This window comes from Escherichia sp. E10V10 (assembly GCF_004211985.1).
Classification (GTDB): Bacteria; Pseudomonadota; Gammaproteobacteria; order Enterobacterales; family Enterobacteriaceae; genus Escherichia.
On sequence record NZ_RHJO01000004.1, the window covers coordinates 100,322 to 117,595 of the forward strand.

Consider the following 17,274-nt stretch of genomic DNA (forward strand, 5'->3'; position numbering starts at 1 on the left):
GCAGGGTGAAAATTGCCATATTGTCCCGGGATGGAACGCTCTATTCGTGTAAGCGGCTGCGTGAAGCCGCTATACAGCGTGGTCACCTGGTTGAAATTTTCGATCCGCTTTCTTGCTATATGAACATTAATCCTGCGGCGTCTTCTATTCATTATAAAGGCCGCAAGCTACCCCATTTTGACGCGGTGATCCCACGCATTGGCACCGCCATTACCTTTTATGGGACGGCGGCGCTACGCCAGTTCGAAATGCTGGGGAGCTATCCGTTGAATGAATCGGTCGCGATTGCCCGTGCGCGTGACAAATTGCGCTCCATGCAACTGTTAGCGCGACAGGGCATTGACCTGCCTGTAACAGGCATGGCGCATTCGCCGGATGATACCAGCGACTTAATCGAGATGGTCGGTGGTGCGCCGCTGGTGGTCAAGTTGGTCGAAGGCACGCAGGGGATTGGAGTGGTGCTTGCGGAGACGCGTCAGGCAGCAGAAAGCGTAATTGACGCTTTTCGCGGTCTTAATGCGCATATTCTGGTGCAGGAATATATAAAAGAAGCAAAAGGCCGTGATATCCGTTGTCTGGTCGTTGGCGATGAAGTGGTCGCGGCAATTGAACGGCAGGCGAAAGAGGGCGATTTTCGCTCCAATTTGCATCGCGGAGGTGCGGCAAGCATTGCCAGTATTACCCCGCAGGAGCGTGAAATTGCCATAAAAGCCGCGCGAACGATGGCTCTGGATGTTGCTGGTGTGGATATTCTGCGTGCAAATCGCGGACCGTTAGTGATGGAGGTGAATGCGTCGCCCGGTCTGGAAGGAATAGAGAAAACCACCGGTATCGACATCGCGGGTAAAATGATCCGCTGGATTGAGCGCCACGCCACGGCAGAATATTGCTTAAAAACTGGTGGTTAGTCGCAATAACGTGACTGATCATGGTTTTGCCTGCGCTTTTTGCGTAAGCTGTGCCAGTCTTTTTATCGGAAGAGGTTGTACAAAATTATGACATCGCTGGTCGTTCCTGGTCTGGATACGTTGCGTCAATGGCTCGATGACCTGGGGATGAGTTTTTTTGAATGTGATAACTGTCAGGCGCTACATCTGCCGCATATGCAGAATTTCGACGGTGTCTTTGATGCCAAAATCGACCTGATTGATAACACGATCCTGTTTTCTGCCATGGCGGAAGTCAGACCTTCAGCCGTGTTGCCGCTGGCGGCGGATTTGTCGGCCATCAATGCCAGTTCGCTGACTGTGAAAGCATTTCTTGATATGCAGGATGATAATCTGCCAAAGCTGGTGGTTTGCCAGTCTTTATCCGTTATGCAGGGCGTAACCTATGAACAGTTTGCATGGTTCGTACGCCAGAGTGAAGAGCAGATTTCGATGGTCATCCTTGAAGCCAATGCCCATCAACTGCTGTTGCCGACTGACGATGAAGGGCAAAATAACGTTACCGAAAACTATTTCCTTCACTGATAACTCTTTTTGAGCACGCAGTCGCTGCCGCAGTGACTGCGCATTATAATATTTCCTGCTAAATTTAACCTTCCATTAAAGATTTTTTCACTTGCCTTATGCCGAATTTGCTTTATCACATAGAGCAAATGCGCATAAAAATTTGTTAAATACTGTTTTTTAATTACAGCTATAGTTTCAAACCCTGGCTAAAGTTATTCTTGCAAGGCTTTTATATAGCGAGCAATGCTGGCCGGGAGAGAGTTCTCTTTTCTTGCGCCGCGCCGATAAAAAATATGCACGTTTATTGCATATCTTTCAGTGTGACAACTTTTGTTCGTTTGTTAACGAACTTTCAGAAGGAAAGAGATATGACCGCCTTAAATAAAAAATGGCTATCGGGTCTGGTTGCAGGTGCTCTGATGGCCGTCTCTGTCGGCACGCTCGCGGCTGAACAAAAAACACTCCACATCTATAACTGGTCTGATTATATCGCTCCAGATACAGTGGCAAATTTTGAAAAAGAGACGGGTATAAAAGTCGTCTACGATGTTTTCGATTCCAACGAAGTATTGGAAGGCAAGTTAATGGCGGGGAGCACCGGCTTTGATCTTGTCGTTCCATCAGCCAGTTTTCTTGAACGCCAGTTGACTGCTGGTGTATTCCAGCCGTTGGATAAAAGCAAATTGCCAGAATGGAAGAATCTCGATCCAGAACTGCTGAAGCTGGTGGCAAAACACGATCCCGACAATAAATTTGCCATGCCGTATATGTGGGCGACCACAGGAATTGGCTACAACGTCGATAAAGTCAAAGCGGTACTGGGCGAAAACGCGCCAGTCGATAGCTGGGACTTGATCCTCAAACCTGAAAATCTGGAAAAACTGAAAAGCTGCGGAGTCTCGTTCCTCGATGCGCCGGAAGAAGTGTTTGCTACCGTGCTGAATTATCTCGGCAAAGATCCCAACAGCACCAAAGCGGATGATTACACTGGCCCGGCAACCGATCTGCTGTTAAAGCTGCGTCCAAATATTCGTTATTTCCATTCATCTCAATACATTAACGATCTGGCAAACGGCGATATTTGCGTCGCTATTGGCTGGGCGGGTGATGTGTGGCAGGCGTCAAACCGCGCGAAGGAAGCGAAGAATGGCGTGAATGTCTCGTTCTCGATTCCAAAAGAAGGGGCGATGGCATTCTTTGATGTATTCGCCATGCCTGCGGATGCCAAAAATAAAGACGAAGCGTATCAGTTCCTGAATTACCTGCTGCGTCCGGATGTCGTAGCGCATATCTCCGACCATGTGTTCTATGCTAACGCCAATAAAGCAGCCACGCCGCTGGTGAGTGCGGAAGTCCGTGATAACCCAGGAATTTACCCGCCTGCGGACGTTCGCGCCAAAATGTTCACACTACAAGTGCAGGATCCAAAAATAGATCGAGTGCGCACTCGCGCCTGGACCAAAGTGAAGAGCGGAAAATAATCTGCTGTTGTAGATGCCGGACGGGTGCACCACACCCGCCGGCAATTCGCACCATCATGGTGCGCTTGCACACATTCAATGCCGGAGAGCAGCCGTGAATGACGCTATCCCTCGCCCGCAGGCGAAAAGTCGTAAGTCGCTGACACCACTATTAGAAATCCGTAATTTGACCAAATCCTACGATGGTCAACATGCGGTCGATGATGTCAGTCTGACCATTTATAAAGGCGAAATCTTCGCGCTGCTGGGCGCATCCGGCTGTGGTAAATCCACGCTGTTACGTATGCTGGCAGGTTTTGAACAACCTTCTGCCGGGCAGATTATGCTTGATGGCGTCGACCTGTCACGGGTTCCTCCTTATCTACGCCCCATCAATATGATGTTTCAGTCTTACGCACTGTTTCCGCATATGACCGTGGAACAGAACATCGCCTTTGGCCTGAAGCAGGACAAATTGCCAAAAGCGGAAATTGCCAGCCGGGTCAACGAGATGCTCGGGCTGGTACATATGCAGGAGTTCGCCAAACGCAAACCGCATCAGCTTTCCGGTGGCCAACGCCAGCGTGTGGCCCTGGCCCGAAGCCTTGCCAAGCGCCCGAAACTATTACTGCTCGACGAGCCGATGGGCGCGCTGGATAAAAAGCTGCGTGACCGGATGCAGCTTGAAGTGGTGGATATTCTGGAGCGTGTCGGCGTGACCTGCGTAATGGTTACTCACGATCAGGAAGAGGCGATGACTATGGCGGGGCGTATCGCCATTATGAATCGCGGTAAATTTGTTCAGATTGGCGAGCCGGAAGAGATTTACGAGCATCCGACTACCCGCTACAGCGCCGAGTTTATTGGTTCAGTCAACGTCTTTGAAGGGCTACTAAAAGAGCGTCAGGAAGACGGCCTGTTGCTCGATTCACCGGGGCTGGTCCATCCGCTGAAAGTCGATCCGCTGGCGTCAGTGGTCGATAACGTGCCGGTACATGTGGCGCTGCGACCGGAAAAAATCATGCTTTGCGAGGAGCCGCCCGCCAATGGTTGTAACTTCGCGGTGGGGGAGGTGATACACATTGCCTATCTCGGCGATCTTTCGGTGTATCACGTTCGTCTGAAAAGCGGGCAGATGATTAGCGCCCAGCTACAAAACGCGCATCGTCACCGCAAAGGGCTACCGACCTGGGGTGATGAAGTTCGTTTATGTTGGGAAGTGGACAGTTGTGTGGTGCTGACGGTTTAAGGAGCAAAGATGAGTACACTTGAACCTCCTGTCCAGCCGGGCGGGTTAAAACAGTGGCTTACGCAGTGGCAGATGAAGCACGGGCGCAAACTGGTCATTGCGTTGCCATATATCTGGTTGATCTTGCTGTTTCTGCTGCCATTTCTGATTGTCTTTAAAATAAGCCTGGCGGAGATGGCGCGCGCCATTCCACCTTATACCGAACTGATGGAGTGGGCTGACGGGCAACTGTCCATCACCCTTAATTTCGGTAATTTCCTGCAACTGACCGACGATCCGCTCTATTTCGATGCTTATCTCCAGTCGTTACAGGTGGCGGCGATTTCGACATTTTGCTGTTTACTGATCGGCTACCCGCTGGCGTGGGCGGTGGCGCACAGTAAACCCTCGACCCGCAATATCTTATTGCTGCTGGTGATCCTGCCGTCGTGGACCTCGTTTCTGATCCGCGTTTATGCCTGGATGGGAATATTAAAAAACAATGGTGTGCTGAATAACTTCCTGCTGTGGCTGGGCGTTATCGATCAACCGCTGACCATTCTGCATACCAACCTGGCGGTATATATTGGCATTGTTTACGCCTATGTGCCGTTTATGGTGCTGCCGATCTACACCGCGTTGATTCGTATTGATTATTCGCTGGTGGAAGCGGCGCTGGATCTCGGTGCACGACCGCTGAAAACGTTCTTTACTGTGATCGTGCCGCTGACTAAAGGTGGGATTATTGCCGGGTCGATGCTGGTGTTTATCCCGGCCGTGGGCGAGTTTGTGATCCCGGAACTGCTCGGCGGTCCGGATAGCATCATGATCGGGCGCGTGCTGTGGCAGGAGTTCTTCAACAACCGTGACTGGCCAGTAGCCTCTGCAGTGGCGATTATCATGTTGTTGTTGCTAATCGTGCCTATTATGTGGTTCCACAAGTATCAGCAAAAAAGTGTGGGAGAACACGGATGAATAATTTACCGGTCGTTCGTTCGCCCTGGCGGATTGTGATTTTGCTGCTGGGCTTCACCTTTCTTTATGCGCCAATGCTGATGCTGGTTATCTATTCATTTAACAGCTCGAAGCTGGTGACGGTGTGGGCGGGCTGGTCAACGCGTTGGTACGGTGAGTTATTGCGCGATGACGCAATGATGAGTGCAGTTGGTTTAAGTCTGACAATTGCGGCCTGTGCGGCGACGGCGGCGGCGATCCTCGGGACAATTGCGGCGGTGGTGCTGGTGCGCTTTGGCAGGTTTCGCGGATCAAATGGTTTTGCCTTTATGATCACCGCGCCGCTGGTAATGCCAGATGTGATCACGGGATTGTCGCTGTTATTGTTATTCGTCGCGCTTGCTCATGCCATTGGCTGGCCTGCGGACCGCGGTATGCTCACCATCTGGCTGGCGCATGTCACTTTCTGTACGGCTTATGTGGCAGTCGTTATTTCGTCGCGCCTGCGGGAACTTGATCGCTCGATAGAAGAAGCGGCGATGGATCTCGGTGCGATGCCGCTGAAAGTGTTTTTCGTCATTACGCTACCGATGATCATGCCCGCGATTATTTCTGGCTGGTTACTGGCTTTTACTTTGTCGCTTGATGATCTGGTGATTGCCAGCTTTGTTTCCGGCCCGGGAGCCACGACGTTACCGATGCTGGTCTTCTCCAGCGTGCGGATGGGGGTGAATCCAGAAATTAACGCACTTGCAACGTTAATTCTCGGTGCGGTCGGAATTGTCGGATTTATCGCCTGGTATCTGATGGCGCGTGCAGAAAAGCAGCGGATACGTGATATCCAGCGTGCAAGACGTGGCTGAAGACACTAAAATTTGCCAACCTGGCTACATAATGCCGCGCATGTCGCGGCATTGTTTTCATGGAAGACGAACCGTTGGGATTTTTTAAGAAAACATCTTCATCACATGCTCGCCTGAATGTGCCTGCGCTGGTGCAGGTGGCGGCGCTCGCCATTATTATGATCCGTGGCCTCGACGTGTTGATGATTTTCAATACATTAGGCGTGCGCGGTATTGGCGAGTTCATTCATCGCAGCGTACAAACCTGGAGTTTAACGCTGGTCTTTTTAAGCAGTCTGGCGCTGGTTTTTATTGAGATCTGGTGTGCGTTTTCGCTGGTGAAAGGGCGTCGCTGGGCGCGCTGGCTGTATCTGCTGACACAAATCACGGCCGCCAGTTATTTGTGGGCTGCTTCGCTGGGTTATGGTTATCCGGAGTTGTTCAGCATTCCCGGTGAATCAAAACGTGAAATCTTCCATAGCCTGATGCTGCAGAAGTTGCCGGATATGCTCATCCTGATGCTGCTGTTCGTTCCCTCGACCAGTCGGCGGTTCTTCCAGTTGCAATAATGTGTATAATCGTCGCCCCTGATGATGTGAAGGTCAATGTATGCAGTGCGCACTTTACGACGCGGGTCGCTGTCGTTCCTGTCAGTGGATAACGCAGCCGATTCCACAGCAACTCTCCGCTAAAACCGCCGATCTTAAGAATCTGCTGGCCGATTTTCCGGTTGAGGAATGGTGCGCGCCGATGTCTGGCCCGGAACAAGGGTTTCGTAATAAAGCCAAAATGGTGGTGAGTGGCAGCGTTGAAAAACCACTGCTCGGAATGCTGCATCGCGACGGCACGCCGGAAGATCTTTGCGATTGCCCGCTTTATCCTGCCTCATTTGCGCCCGTTTTTGCGGTGCTAAAACCGTTTATCGCCCGTGCGGGGTTAACGCCCTACAACGTGGCGCGTAAGCGTGGCGAACTGAAATACATTCTGCTGACCGAAAGCCAGAGTGATGGCGGCATGATGCTGCGCTTTGTACTGCGTTCTGAAACCAAACTGGCACAACTGCGTAAGGCATTGCCGTGGTTACAGGCACAATTGCCGCAGCTGAAAGTCATTACCGTCAATATTCAGCCGGTACATATGGCGATTATGGAAGGGGAGACGGAGATCTACCTGACGGAACAACAGTCGCTGGCAGAGCGTTTTAACGATGTGCCGCTGTGGATCCGCCCGCAAAGTTTCTTCCAGACTAATCCGGCGGTCGCCAGCCAGCTGTATGCCACCGCGCGCGACTGGGTACGGCAGCTGCCGGTCAAACATATGTGGGATCTGTTCTGCGGCGTGGGGGGCTTTGGTTTACACTGCGCGACGACTGACATGCAGTTAACCGGGATCGAAATTGCGCCAGAAGCCATTGCCTGTGCGAAGCAGTCAGCCTCTGAACTGGGCTTAACGCGTCTGCAATTTCAGGCGCTGGATTCCACTCAGTTTGCCACCGCTCAGGGAGAGGTGCCGGAGCTGGTGCTGGTTAACCCGCCGCGCCGCGGCATTGGTAAACCGCTGTGTGATTATCTCGCAACGATGGCACCGCGTTTTATTATCTACTCCAGCTGTAATGCTCAAACGATGGCGAAAGATATTCGCGAACTGCCTGGTTATCGCATTGAACGGGTACAGCTTTTTGATATGTTCCCGCACACCGCGCACTATGAAGTGCTGACGCTGCTGGTGAAACAATAAAAAAGCCGCGGCTGCGGCTTCAGATTGCTGATCAGGTGCGCTTTGTTCATGCCGGATGCGGCGTGAACGCCTTATCCGGCCTACAAAATCATGCTAAATCAATACATTGCAGAGTTGATGTGGGCCGGATAAGCGCAGCGCATCAGGCAATCTTACTTTTGTCATCAGTCTCAATTACTGTGGGAACCACTGGTCATTGATTTTCTGATACGTGCCGTCAGCTTTAATTGCTGCCAGCGCGTTATTCAGTTTTTCCAGCAGAGCTTTGTTATCCGGACGTACAGCGATACCAAGGCCGGTGCCGAAGTATTGCGGATCGGTCACTTTTTCAGTAGCAACGCCCAGTTGCGGATTGGTTTTCAGCCATTCGTTCACCACCGCGGTGTCACCAAATACCCCATCAATACGGCCATTTTTCAGATCGATAAAGGCATTCTGATAACTGTCATAGGAGACAGTTTTCACTTCCGGGTGCTGATCCTGAATATATTTCTGGTGCGTGGTGCCGTTTTCCATCCCAATGCGTTTGCCTTTCAGGTCGGCAAACGTTTTGTAGGTATCTTTTTTGGCAATCACGACGGCTGAGTTTTCATAGTAGGGCGTGGTAAACGATACCTGCTTGCTACGCTCCGGCGTGATATCCATACCGGAGATTACGGCGTCATATTTTCTGAATTTCAGCGACGGGATCAGGCTGTCGAACGCGTGATTAGTAAAAGTACATTCTGCCTGCATTTGTTTGCACAAGGCTTTTGCCAGGTCGATATCAAAGCCGACAATCTGGTTATTGGCATCCATCGACTCGAACGGAGGATAGGTCGCTGATACGCCAAAATTGATTTTCTCTGCGGCAGAAGCACCGAAAGTAAAGGAAGCAAGTAATGCGGCAAGAACTAACTTTTTCATGATGGAACTCCCGTCTGTCAATCTTATGATTTTTGGCCGTGTCTGCGGCATGGGATAACAATGCCACTAAGTGAATTTATATGCAATAAATATGATTAAATAATTTCTGTTGAATAAAAAAGACGGACAACTTAGTGGGTTGCCCGTCTTCATTATAAGAATTTATGCATTATGTGGGTTCTGTGCAGGTGTCTGATGCGACGCTGGCGCGTCTTATCAGACCTACAAAACCGTACGCAACTACATTAATTCCGTCGCTCAAACGCCAGCGCTTTACGCTCGATCAAACGCATCATCAGCGTCAGCAGGCCGTTAACGATCAGGTAAATAATCCCCGCCGCGCCAAATACCATCACATCGTAGGTGCGTCCGTACAGCAACTGGCTGTAACCCATCACTTCCATCAACGTAATGGTGTATGCCAGAGAGGTACTTTTGAACACCAGCACCACTTCGTTGGAATACGAAGAGAGCGAGCGTTTAAAGGCATACGGCAGCAGGATCGCCAGCGTGTCTCTTTTGCTCATTCCCAGAGCGCTACAGGACTGCCATTGACCTTCCGGGATCGCGCGGATCGCGCCGTAAAACAGTTGCGTGGTATACGCCGCACTGTTCAGCGACAACGCAATCAGTGCACATAACCACGGTTCTGACAGCAAATGCCACAGTGCCGGATACTCCTGCAACGTCGGGAATTGGCCCGGCCCGTAATAAATCAGGAAGATCTGCACCAACAGCGGCGTACCAGTAAACAGCGTGATATAACCCCGCACCAGCCACACCAGCACCGGCGTTTTCAGCGTCAGGATAATGGTAAAAATCAACGCCAGAATCAGCGCCACAATCAGCGAGGCAACGGTTAGCGTCAGGCTGGTGTGCAGCCCTTTCATCAGTTCGGGTAAATACTCAAACATTAGCCAGGCCTCCGCTCAAAACGTGTCGCGCGCAGGTCAATGCGTTTGAGAATGTACTGACTCAATAGAGTAATCACCAGGTAAATCGCCGCCGCCACAATGTACCAGGTAAATGGTTCCTGGGTACGGGTAGCGATGCTTTTGGTTTGTAGCATTAAATCATTCACACTAATCAAACTGACCAGCGCGGTATCTTTCAGCAGCACCAGCCACTGGTTACCGAGGCCAGGCAACGCATGACGCCACATCTGCGGCATCACCAGACGGAAAAAGATAGCCGATTTCGACAGCCCCAGCGCCTGACCCGATTCCCACTGACCCACCGGCACAGCTTTCAGTGCGCCACGCAGAGTTTGCGAAGCATAGGCGGCATACAGCAGCGACAGAGCGATAACACCACAAAGGAACGGGCTAACGTCGAAGTTCTCAATGTCCATCTGCACCGGGATCTGCACGAACCCAAGATTGATGGTGAAGCCATCCGCAAGTGTCAGCAGCAGCTGCGAGGAGCCAAAATAGATAAACAGCACCACCAGAATTTCTGGCAGGCCGCGCAGAACCGTCACCAGCGCTGAACCTGCCCACGCGACAGGACGCCATTTTGCCGACTCCCACACCGCAAAGAACATCGCCAGCGCCAGCCCGACAATCAATGCACAAACGGCAAGGCCGACGGTCATCCCGGCGGCGCTTGCTAAAGGGAAAAATTCATTCATCAGGAATTACTTCTGGAACCATTTGTTGTAGATGGTTTCGTAAGTGCCATCTTTCTTCACTTTTTCCAGCGCAGTGTTGAGTTTCTGCTGCAGCTCAGTGTTGCCCTGACGTACCGCGATGCCGAGGCCAGTACCGAAGTAATCTTTATCGGTCACTTTTTCGCCCACTGCCGCCAGTTTCGGATTGTCTTTCAGCCATTCGGTGACCACCGCGGTGTCTCCGAAGACGCCGTCGATACGACCGTTTTGCAGATCCAGTTTCGCATTCTGGTAGCTGTCATACGGCACGGTAGTGATTTCCGGATGCTTATCCATAATGAACTTCTGGTGCGTCGTCCCGTTCTGAACGCCGACTTTTTTGCCTTTCAGCTGATCAACGCTGGTGTATTTACCCTGCTGACCCACAAACAGCGCGGAGTTGTCATAGTAGGGCGTGGTAAACAGCACCTGCTTTTCACGCTCCGGGGTGATATCCATCCCGGCCATCACTGCTTCTACGCGACGGAATTTCAAGCTTGGGATCAGGCTGTCAAACGCCTGGTTAGAGAAAGTGCAGGTTGCATCAATCTCTTTACACAGCGCCTGTGCCAGGTCGACGTCAAAACCGACGATCTGGTTATTCGCATCCATCGATTCAAACGGAGGATAAGAGGCTTCGGTAGCAAAACGAATGGTTTCGGCAGCTGTGGCGGAAAGACTAAAACCTGCAATTAGCGCGGCAATCAGAACTTTTTTCATTGTTGTTATCCCGAATCTTAGTGAGAGAGATAGTTTTTAAATGCTTCGGTTTGCGGCTCGGTAAAGCAGCTCGCATCGCCTTGTTCTACAATGTGACCGTTTTCCATATACACCACACGGCTGGCGGTTTTACGCGCCACTTCAACTTCGTGGGTGACGATCACCTGGGTAATATTCGTTTCCGCCAGCTCACGAATAATGCTGACGATTTGTGCGGTAATTTCCGGATCCAGCGCGGCGGTCGGTTCATCAAACAGCAGTACCTGCGGTTCCATCATCAGCGCGCGGGCGATAGCGACACGTTGCTGCTGACCACCAGAAAGGTGCAGCGGGTAACGATCGCTATAAGGTTTGAGACGCAGACGTTCCAGCAGTTTTTCTGCACGGGACAGCGCCTGATCTTTACTCAACCCCAGCACGCGGCAGGGCGCTTCAATCAGGTTTTGCTGTACCGTCAGATGCGGCCATAGATTGTATTGCTGAAACACCATCCCGACGTTACGACGCAGCTCGCGGATCGCTTTGTCAGATGGCGTTTTAGTGAAATCGAAATGGTTGCCTGCGATGTTGAGCGTACCGGAGCGCGGCATCTCTAGCAGATTGAGTACACGCAGCAGCGAGCTTTTCCCCGCGCCGCTGGGGCCAAGTAACACCAGCGTTTCGCCTTGCGGACAATCCAGCGTGATATCGAACAGCGCCTGATGCGCGCCGTAGAAGCAATTAATGCCGTTTAATTGAATACTCATTGACACTCGTATACTGGCAGTCGGATAGCTATTGAAGTCGAAGATAGTACCTTTGACAGAATAATTATGCAATATTTCTGCTTTAAAAGTTAAAAGCAAAGCGCATTATTCAATAAACATAGCACAAAATAACGGCGGCGAAGGGCGGCGAGCATAAATGTCGGCATTCTTCACAGAATGCCAGACAATTTATGGGGGTTATCGTTTAATCAGGGTTTTAGCGGTTCTCTACGGACTGGCGCAGAGTGCCGGCAGGTGCGTGTACGCTGCCACCTAAATAGCGCACATCGTCGATCACCCAACACTGTCCTTCCTGAATCATCAACACTTCATCCTGCCAGCTCTGGTCGCCTTGTTTCAGATTCACCCGCAGCGGAATATTGCGCGCATCGCGATTTGGGATGGTCGAGGCGCTGGCAACTTGTGCGCTGTCAGGCAAAGTGGTGCGACTGGAGAACGGATCGCTGCTTAATAATTCGCGATGGCTGTTATCGCGGCTGGCATTGCTCAGTAGAGTTGCCAGTTTGTCACTTAAATATGGACGCAGAGCGGTAATGTCGTTACTGCGGTGCGAAATGCGGTAGTCATAAAACTGCTGGGCCACGCTGTCAGGTCCGCCCTGAACGCAAGATCCCGTACGGGGGCCATTATCTTTATAGGCAGGCGTGACGGTGGTACAAGCACTGAGTAACAGTGCGCAAGGGATAAGCATAGTCAATTTGCTGTAGCGCATAATGATTTCCTTATAAGCGAACACCTTGAAAGCGTTCTACGATAATAATGATATCCTTTCAATAATAGCGTATCAGTCCGATAATGCTTTGAAGATCGAAGGCTTAGCAAACAAGGAGATCGATCATGCAATTTTCCACAACCCCAACACTTGAAGGCCAGACCATCGTTGAATATTGCGGCGTGGTGACCGGCGAAGCGATTTTAGGCGCTAACATTTTTCGCGATTTCTTTGCGGGGATCCGCGATATCGTTGGCGGACGTTCCGGTGCGTATGAAAAAGAACTGCGTAAAGCGCGGGAGATAGCCTTTGAGGAACTTGGTGAGCAGGCGCGAGCGCTGGGGGCTGACGCCGTGGTCGGCATTGATATCGACTACGAAACGGTCGGGCAAAACGGCAGTATGCTGATGGTTAGCGTCAGCGGAACGGCGGTGAAAACGCGTCGATGAGCAGAGTCTTCTGGCTGGTTGCCGCCGCTTTGTTCCTGGCTGGGTGTGCAGGTGAAAAAGGCATTGTCGAGAAAGGGGGATACCAGCTTGATACCCGACGCCAGGCGCAGGCGGCGTATCCGCGCATTAAAGTGCTGGTGATCCACTACACCGCAGAGGACTTTGATACGTCACTGGCGACACTGACCGATAAGCACGTAAGTTCGCATTATCTGGTTCCTGCCGAGCCACCACTTTACAACGGCAAGCCGCGTATCTGGCAACTGGTACCGGAACAGGAACTGGCCTGGCATGCGGGGATTAGCGCCTGGCGCGGGGCAACGCGCCTTAACGACACCTCTATTGGCATTGAGCTGGAAAATCGTGGCTGGAAAACATCAGCGGGGGTGAAATATTTTGCCCCGTTTGAACCGACACAAATTCAGGCGCTTATTCCACTGGCGAAGGATATTATCGCCCGCTATCACATCAAACCGGAAAACGTAGTGGCTCATGCAGATATTGCGCCGCAGCGCAAAGATGATCCCGGGCCATTATTTCCGTGGCAGCAACTGGCACAAGAGGGGATTGGTGCCTGGCCTGATGCACAGCGGGTGAACTTTTATCTTGCCGGGCGCGCGCCGCACACACCGGTAGATACCGCCTCATTGCTGGAACTGTTGGCCCGTTACGGCTATGACGTGAAACCAGAAATGACTCCTGGCGAACAGCAACGAGTGATTATGGCGTTCCAGATGCACTTCCGCCCGACGTTATATAACGGCGAAGCGGATGCAGAAACTCTGGCAATTGCACAAGCGTTGCTGGAGAAATACGGTCAGGATTAGCGCGGCAGTTTTCCGTGGTCGCGTAACCAGGCGGCAGTTTTCTCGATCCCTTCATCCAGCGTGATGACAGGCTGATAACCTAACTCTTCCTGTGCACGCGTAATATCCAGCGTAAAGTCAAAATTCAACTTAGAGACGCCGTAGTGGGTTAGCGGCGGCTCTTTCGCTGACTTGCGGCCTAAACGCTCCATGCTGCGGGCGATCATATCCAGCATCGGGTAGGGAATTGAACGAATACGGCAATCAATATTCAGTTCGTCGATGAGCTTCTGCACGATGCTGCGCAGTGTACGATGCTCACCATTGGTAATGTTGTATGCCCTGCCGGACGGCAGTTTGTCGCAGTTTTCCTGGCTCGCCAGCCACATGGCATGCACGGCATTTTCGTAGTAGGTCATATCGACCAGCGCACTGCCGCCGTGCGGTAACAGAATGCTGCCGTAGTGGTGCATCATATGCGCCAGGCGGGGGATGAACACTTTATCGTGCGGTCCGAACAGACTCTGTGGGCGCAGAATAGTAAAGCGCGTTTGTGGATTCGCCTGCGAAAGCATATTAATCACTTCTTCGCTGGCAGCTTTGCTGCGGGCAAACTCGTTAGCGAAGCGGTGAGGGCGAAAATCTTCTTTAATATCGCGATGATGGTGATAATCGAAGTACAGGGAGGGGGAAGAGATATGAATAAAGTTACGCACTCCCCAGGCAACAGCCCATTCGCCCAGGCGACGCGTAGCGCGAACGTTGGCCAGATCGAAAGCCTGCTGCGTTCCCCACGGCGAAGTAAAGCTGGAGCAGTGCCACAGCGTATCAATGCCTGCGAGCATCACTTTAGCCTGCGATGAGACAAGTTCGGTCAGATCCGCCCGGACAAACTCTGCGCCCAGTTTTTCCAGCAATTTGCCCATCGCTTCGTTGCGACCGGTCGCTCTCACGCTGATGCCTTTCTGGCATAAAAATTCAACCGCGTTTCGACCTAAGCCGCTGGTAGCGCCGGTAACCAGTACCTTCATATCATTCCACTGTTGTTGATAAGTCGACGTGCGCATTCTTTCGTGATTTCCCCCTTGATGCAATGGGAAACATGAAAGAATCACGCAGGTTTTTTTCGATTAATCTGTGATTTGTTCTGCAAGTCTGGCGATTCGTTTTGCCATGCCGCGAAAAATAAACAGATGTGCAGGGATCATGAAAAGCCAGTAAAACAAGCCTGGCATGCCGTGCGGATGCCAGAAAGCGCGAACGTCTATGGTGCGGTAGTCGCCTTTATCTTCCAGCGTAAAACAAAGCCGCCCCAGTCCCGGTGCTTTCATACCAAATAACAACGTAAGTTGTTTTTCCGCTTCAACGACAATCACTTTCCAGCTATCTACCGCATCTCCCGTCTGCAAATATTCCCGCTCAGGGCGACCTTTCGCCAGTTTATGACCGATCGCGCGGTCCATCAGCGCACGGGTCTGCCACAAAATATTGCCAAAGAAATAACGTTCTTTACCGCCGATTTGATTGACTACCCGCCATAGCGCCTGAAGGCTGGCGGATGTTTTAACCGTAAAACCGGCTTGTTTAGCGAAGTAACCGTATTCCGGTCGCCAGCGAGCAAAAGCCTGCGCGTCATATCCCCAGTCGCTGGAGTTGACCAGTTTTTCTTCCTCTTTCAATGTGCGACGTACCGCATCATCGAAAGCGATCAGCGGTTGTGGAATGAGTGCACGTAACGCGGTGTCATCTGCCAGCAGATCGTGTTTCAGCCCCTGAATCAACGCTTTGGCGGTGGTGGGCGGTACGGACGTAATCACATTGAGAAACCACACCGAAATCCAGCGGGTCGGAAAGGGGATGGGGATCAACCAGCGGCGCTTACCGCTTACGGTCATAAAATGTTCAAATTGTTGTTGATAACTGAGCACCTCTGGCCCAGCGGCTTCGAAGACCCGATGTTCGCAGGCCGGATGATCTAACAGCGCCACCAGATAGTGCAGCAGGTTTTCCAGCGCAATAGGCGTGGTGCGTGAACGGACCCAGCGTGGTGGTGTTAACACTGGCAGGTTGTAAACCATATCGCGCATCACTTCGAACGCTGCAGAACCTGCACCAACGATAATTCCGGCCCGCAGTTCGGTCACTGGTACATTCGCTTCACGAAGAATGTCCGCCGTGGCCTGACGAGCACGCAGATGGTCCGACTGCTCATGTGGTGGAGCCTGCAACGAACTGAGAAAGATGACTTGCTTAACTGGCACTTCGCGTAGCGCATCGCGGACGTTGAGAGCCACCTGCCGCTCCTGAGCGATAAAATCGCCGCCTTCGCCCATGCTATGCACCAGAAAATAGACCGTATCGATATCCTGCAACAGGGCCGGAAGATTATCCGGCCAGCTGAGATCGACTTTATGGCAACTGACGTTTGCCAGTTGCAGCTTTGCAAGCCTGTCGACATGACGTGCCGCCGCCAGGATCTGATGCCCTTGCTGGCTGAGCGTGCGCACCAGATGCTGACCAATGTAGCCACTGGCACCGAGAACTAAAATGCGTTGCGGCACGTCTCCCTCCTTAACGCGCCAGGAATGCGCGCCAGTGGGCGGCGACTTCCGCCAGCTGAGCGCGCGAGACGTCGAGATGCGTCACCAGGCGGACAATCGGCGAGGCGTTAATCAGTACGTTTCTCGCTTTCATGTATTCGCCTAACGCGGCAGCATTTTCTTCCCCGACGCGAACAAACAGCATATTGGTGTCCTGACGCATCACATCTGCGCCTGCTTCACGCAGCTGCTCCGCCATCCAGGCGGCGTTATCGTGGTCTTCCTGCAAGCGTGCGACGTTATTTTTCAGCGCATACATCCCGGCGGCTGCCAGAATCCCGGACTGGCGCATCCCGCCACCTGTCATTTTCCGCCAGCGAATGGCACGTTTAATGTAGTCACGGTTACCGACCAGTAACGAACCGACTGGCGTACCAAGACCTTTCGACAGACAAATGGTGAACGAATCACAATATTGCGTGATCTCTTTTAGTTCGCAGCCATAAGCCACGATGGCGTTAAAGATGCGCGCACCGTCAACATGCAGCGCCAGATTGCGCTCACGGGTAAATTCCCATGCTTCTTTCAGGTATTCACGCGGCAGCACTTTGCCGTTGTGGGTGTTTTCGAGACTGAGCAATTTGGTGCGGGCGAAGTGAATATCGTCGGGTTTGATTTTCATCGCCACTTTATCCAGCGGTAACGTGCCGTTGGCGTCAGCATCGATGGGTTGCGGTTGAATACTGCCCAGCACTGCTGCGCCACCGGCTTCAAACAGATAGTTATGTGCGGCCTGACCGACAATATACTCTTCGCCGCGTTCGCAGTGACTGAGCAGAGCGACCAGGTTGGCCTGAGTGCCGGTAGGCAGAAAAATGGCGGCTTCTTTACCGGAAAGCTCTGCTGCATAGTCCTGCAGAGCATTAACGGTAGGGTCGTCTCCGTAAACGTCGTCCCCAACCGGGGCGGCCATCATCGCTTCGAGCATGGCGCGGCTCGGTCGGGTAACGGTATCACTGCGTAAATCAATCATGGCATGTCCTTATTATGA

The 17,274-nt window shown here is 52.0% G+C and carries 19 protein-coding genes; 10 read left to right on the plus strand and 9 right to left on the minus strand.

Annotated features, from left to right (window positions below):
* Positions 1-5: 5 nt before the first annotated feature.
* The 8 genes from rimK to rlmC all read left to right on the plus strand — a co-directional run bounded on the left by rimK (position 6) and on the right by rlmC (position 7,675).
* Complete coding sequence (gene rimK / locus D9736_RS09225; protein ID WP_130258186.1) at positions 6-908, plus strand: 30S ribosomal protein S6--L-glutamate ligase; 903 nt, start codon at positions 6-8, stop codon at positions 906-908.
* 87 nt (positions 909-995) lie between these two features.
* Positions 996-1,472 carry a YbjN domain-containing protein gene (locus tag D9736_RS09230; RefSeq protein WP_000203025.1) on the plus strand — a complete coding sequence of 159 codons (477 nt, stop codon included), beginning with the start codon at positions 996-998 and terminating at the stop codon, positions 1,470-1,472.
* A 350-nt stretch (positions 1,473-1,822) separates the two neighbouring features.
* Positions 1,823-2,935 (plus strand): spermidine/putrescine ABC transporter substrate-binding protein PotF, encoded by a 1,113-nt coding sequence (gene potF / locus D9736_RS09235; protein ID WP_130205213.1) that lies wholly within the window; start codon positions 1,823-1,825, stop codon positions 2,933-2,935.
* Positions 2,936-3,029: 94 nt separating this feature from the next.
* Positions 3,030-4,163, plus strand: coding sequence for a putrescine ABC transporter ATP-binding subunit PotG (gene potG, locus D9736_RS09240; protein WP_130214734.1), 1,134 nt, complete (start codon positions 3,030-3,032; stop codon positions 4,161-4,163).
* Positions 4,164-4,172: 9 nt separating this feature from the next.
* Entirely contained in the window at positions 4,173-5,117 is a 945-nt protein-coding gene (gene potH, locus D9736_RS09245; RefSeq protein WP_130214732.1) for a putrescine ABC transporter permease PotH, read from the plus strand.
* Entirely contained in the window at positions 5,114-5,959 is an 846-nt protein-coding gene (gene potI, locus D9736_RS09250; protein ID WP_130258187.1) for a putrescine ABC transporter permease PotI, read from the plus strand. The genes potH and potI overlap by 4 nt, the downstream gene beginning before the upstream one ends.
* 59 nt (positions 5,960-6,018) lie before the next feature.
* Positions 6,019-6,507, plus strand: a complete 489-nt coding sequence (locus D9736_RS09255; RefSeq protein WP_130205221.1) for a YbjO family protein — start codon at positions 6,019-6,021, stop codon at positions 6,505-6,507.
* Positions 6,508-6,547: 40 nt separating this feature from the next.
* Positions 6,548-7,675 carry a 23S rRNA (uracil(747)-C(5))-methyltransferase RlmC gene (rlmC, locus tag D9736_RS09260; protein ID WP_130258188.1) on the plus strand — a complete coding sequence of 376 codons (1,128 nt, stop codon included), beginning with the start codon at positions 6,548-6,550 and terminating at the stop codon, positions 7,673-7,675.
* A 174-nt stretch (positions 7,676-7,849) separates the two neighbouring features.
* Here rlmC and artJ read toward each other — a convergent pair whose 3' ends face one another.
* From artJ to D9736_RS09290, 6 genes are all read right to left on the minus strand, one after another.
* Positions 7,850-8,581 (minus strand): arginine ABC transporter substrate-binding protein ArtJ, encoded by a 732-nt coding sequence (gene artJ, locus D9736_RS09265; protein ID WP_130214725.1) that lies wholly within the window; start codon positions 8,579-8,581, stop codon positions 7,850-7,852.
* A 245-nt stretch (positions 8,582-8,826) separates the two neighbouring features.
* On the minus strand, positions 8,827-9,495 hold the full coding sequence (artM, locus tag D9736_RS09270) for an arginine ABC transporter permease ArtM (RefSeq protein WP_130258189.1): 669 nt from the start codon (positions 9,493-9,495) through the stop codon (positions 8,827-8,829).
* Positions 9,495-10,211 (minus strand): arginine ABC transporter permease ArtQ, encoded by a 717-nt coding sequence (gene artQ / locus D9736_RS09275; protein WP_130258190.1) that lies wholly within the window; start codon positions 10,209-10,211, stop codon positions 9,495-9,497. The genes artM and artQ overlap by 1 nt, the downstream gene beginning before the upstream one ends.
* A 6-nt stretch (positions 10,212-10,217) precedes the next feature.
* Complete coding sequence (gene artI, locus D9736_RS09280) at positions 10,218-10,949, minus strand: arginine ABC transporter substrate-binding protein ArtI (RefSeq protein ID WP_130258191.1); 732 nt, start codon at positions 10,947-10,949, stop codon at positions 10,218-10,220.
* Between the two features lie 17 nt (positions 10,950-10,966).
* Complete coding sequence (gene artP, locus D9736_RS09285; RefSeq protein WP_130222140.1) at positions 10,967-11,695, minus strand: arginine ABC transporter ATP-binding protein ArtP; 729 nt, start codon at positions 11,693-11,695, stop codon at positions 10,967-10,969.
* A gap of 217 nt (positions 11,696-11,912) precedes the next feature.
* A complete protein-coding gene (locus tag D9736_RS09290; RefSeq protein WP_130205231.1) occupies positions 11,913-12,428 on the minus strand; it encodes a lipoprotein in 516 nt (171 codons plus the stop codon).
* Positions 12,429-12,553: 125 nt separating this feature from the next.
* On the opposite strand from D9736_RS09290, the gene D9736_RS09295 reads away from it, so the two are divergent.
* Positions 12,554-12,877 (plus strand): heavy metal-binding domain-containing protein, encoded by a 324-nt coding sequence (locus D9736_RS09295; protein WP_001160732.1) that lies wholly within the window; start codon positions 12,554-12,556, stop codon positions 12,875-12,877.
* On the plus strand, positions 12,874-13,704 hold the full coding sequence (locus D9736_RS09300; protein WP_130258192.1) for an N-acetylmuramoyl-L-alanine amidase: 831 nt from the start codon (positions 12,874-12,876) through the stop codon (positions 13,702-13,704). The genes D9736_RS09295 and D9736_RS09300 overlap by 4 nt, the downstream gene beginning before the upstream one ends.
* Here the strand turns inward: D9736_RS09300 and D9736_RS09305 are convergent.
* From D9736_RS09305 to ltaE, 3 genes are all read right to left on the minus strand, one after another.
* Entirely contained in the window at positions 13,701-14,714 is a 1,014-nt protein-coding gene (locus D9736_RS09305; protein WP_130205719.1) for an NAD(P)-dependent oxidoreductase, read from the minus strand. The two genes, D9736_RS09300 and D9736_RS09305, sit on opposite strands and share 4 nt — an antisense overlap.
* Before the next feature lie 99 nt (positions 14,715-14,813).
* On the minus strand, positions 14,814-16,244 hold the full coding sequence (locus D9736_RS09310) for an SDR family oxidoreductase (RefSeq protein ID WP_130258193.1): 1,431 nt from the start codon (positions 16,242-16,244) through the stop codon (positions 14,814-14,816).
* Between the two features lie 10 nt (positions 16,245-16,254).
* Positions 16,255-17,256 (minus strand): low-specificity L-threonine aldolase, encoded by a 1,002-nt coding sequence (gene ltaE / locus D9736_RS09315; protein ID WP_130258194.1) that lies wholly within the window; start codon positions 17,254-17,256, stop codon positions 16,255-16,257.
* Positions 17,257-17,274 lie beyond the last annotated feature (18 nt).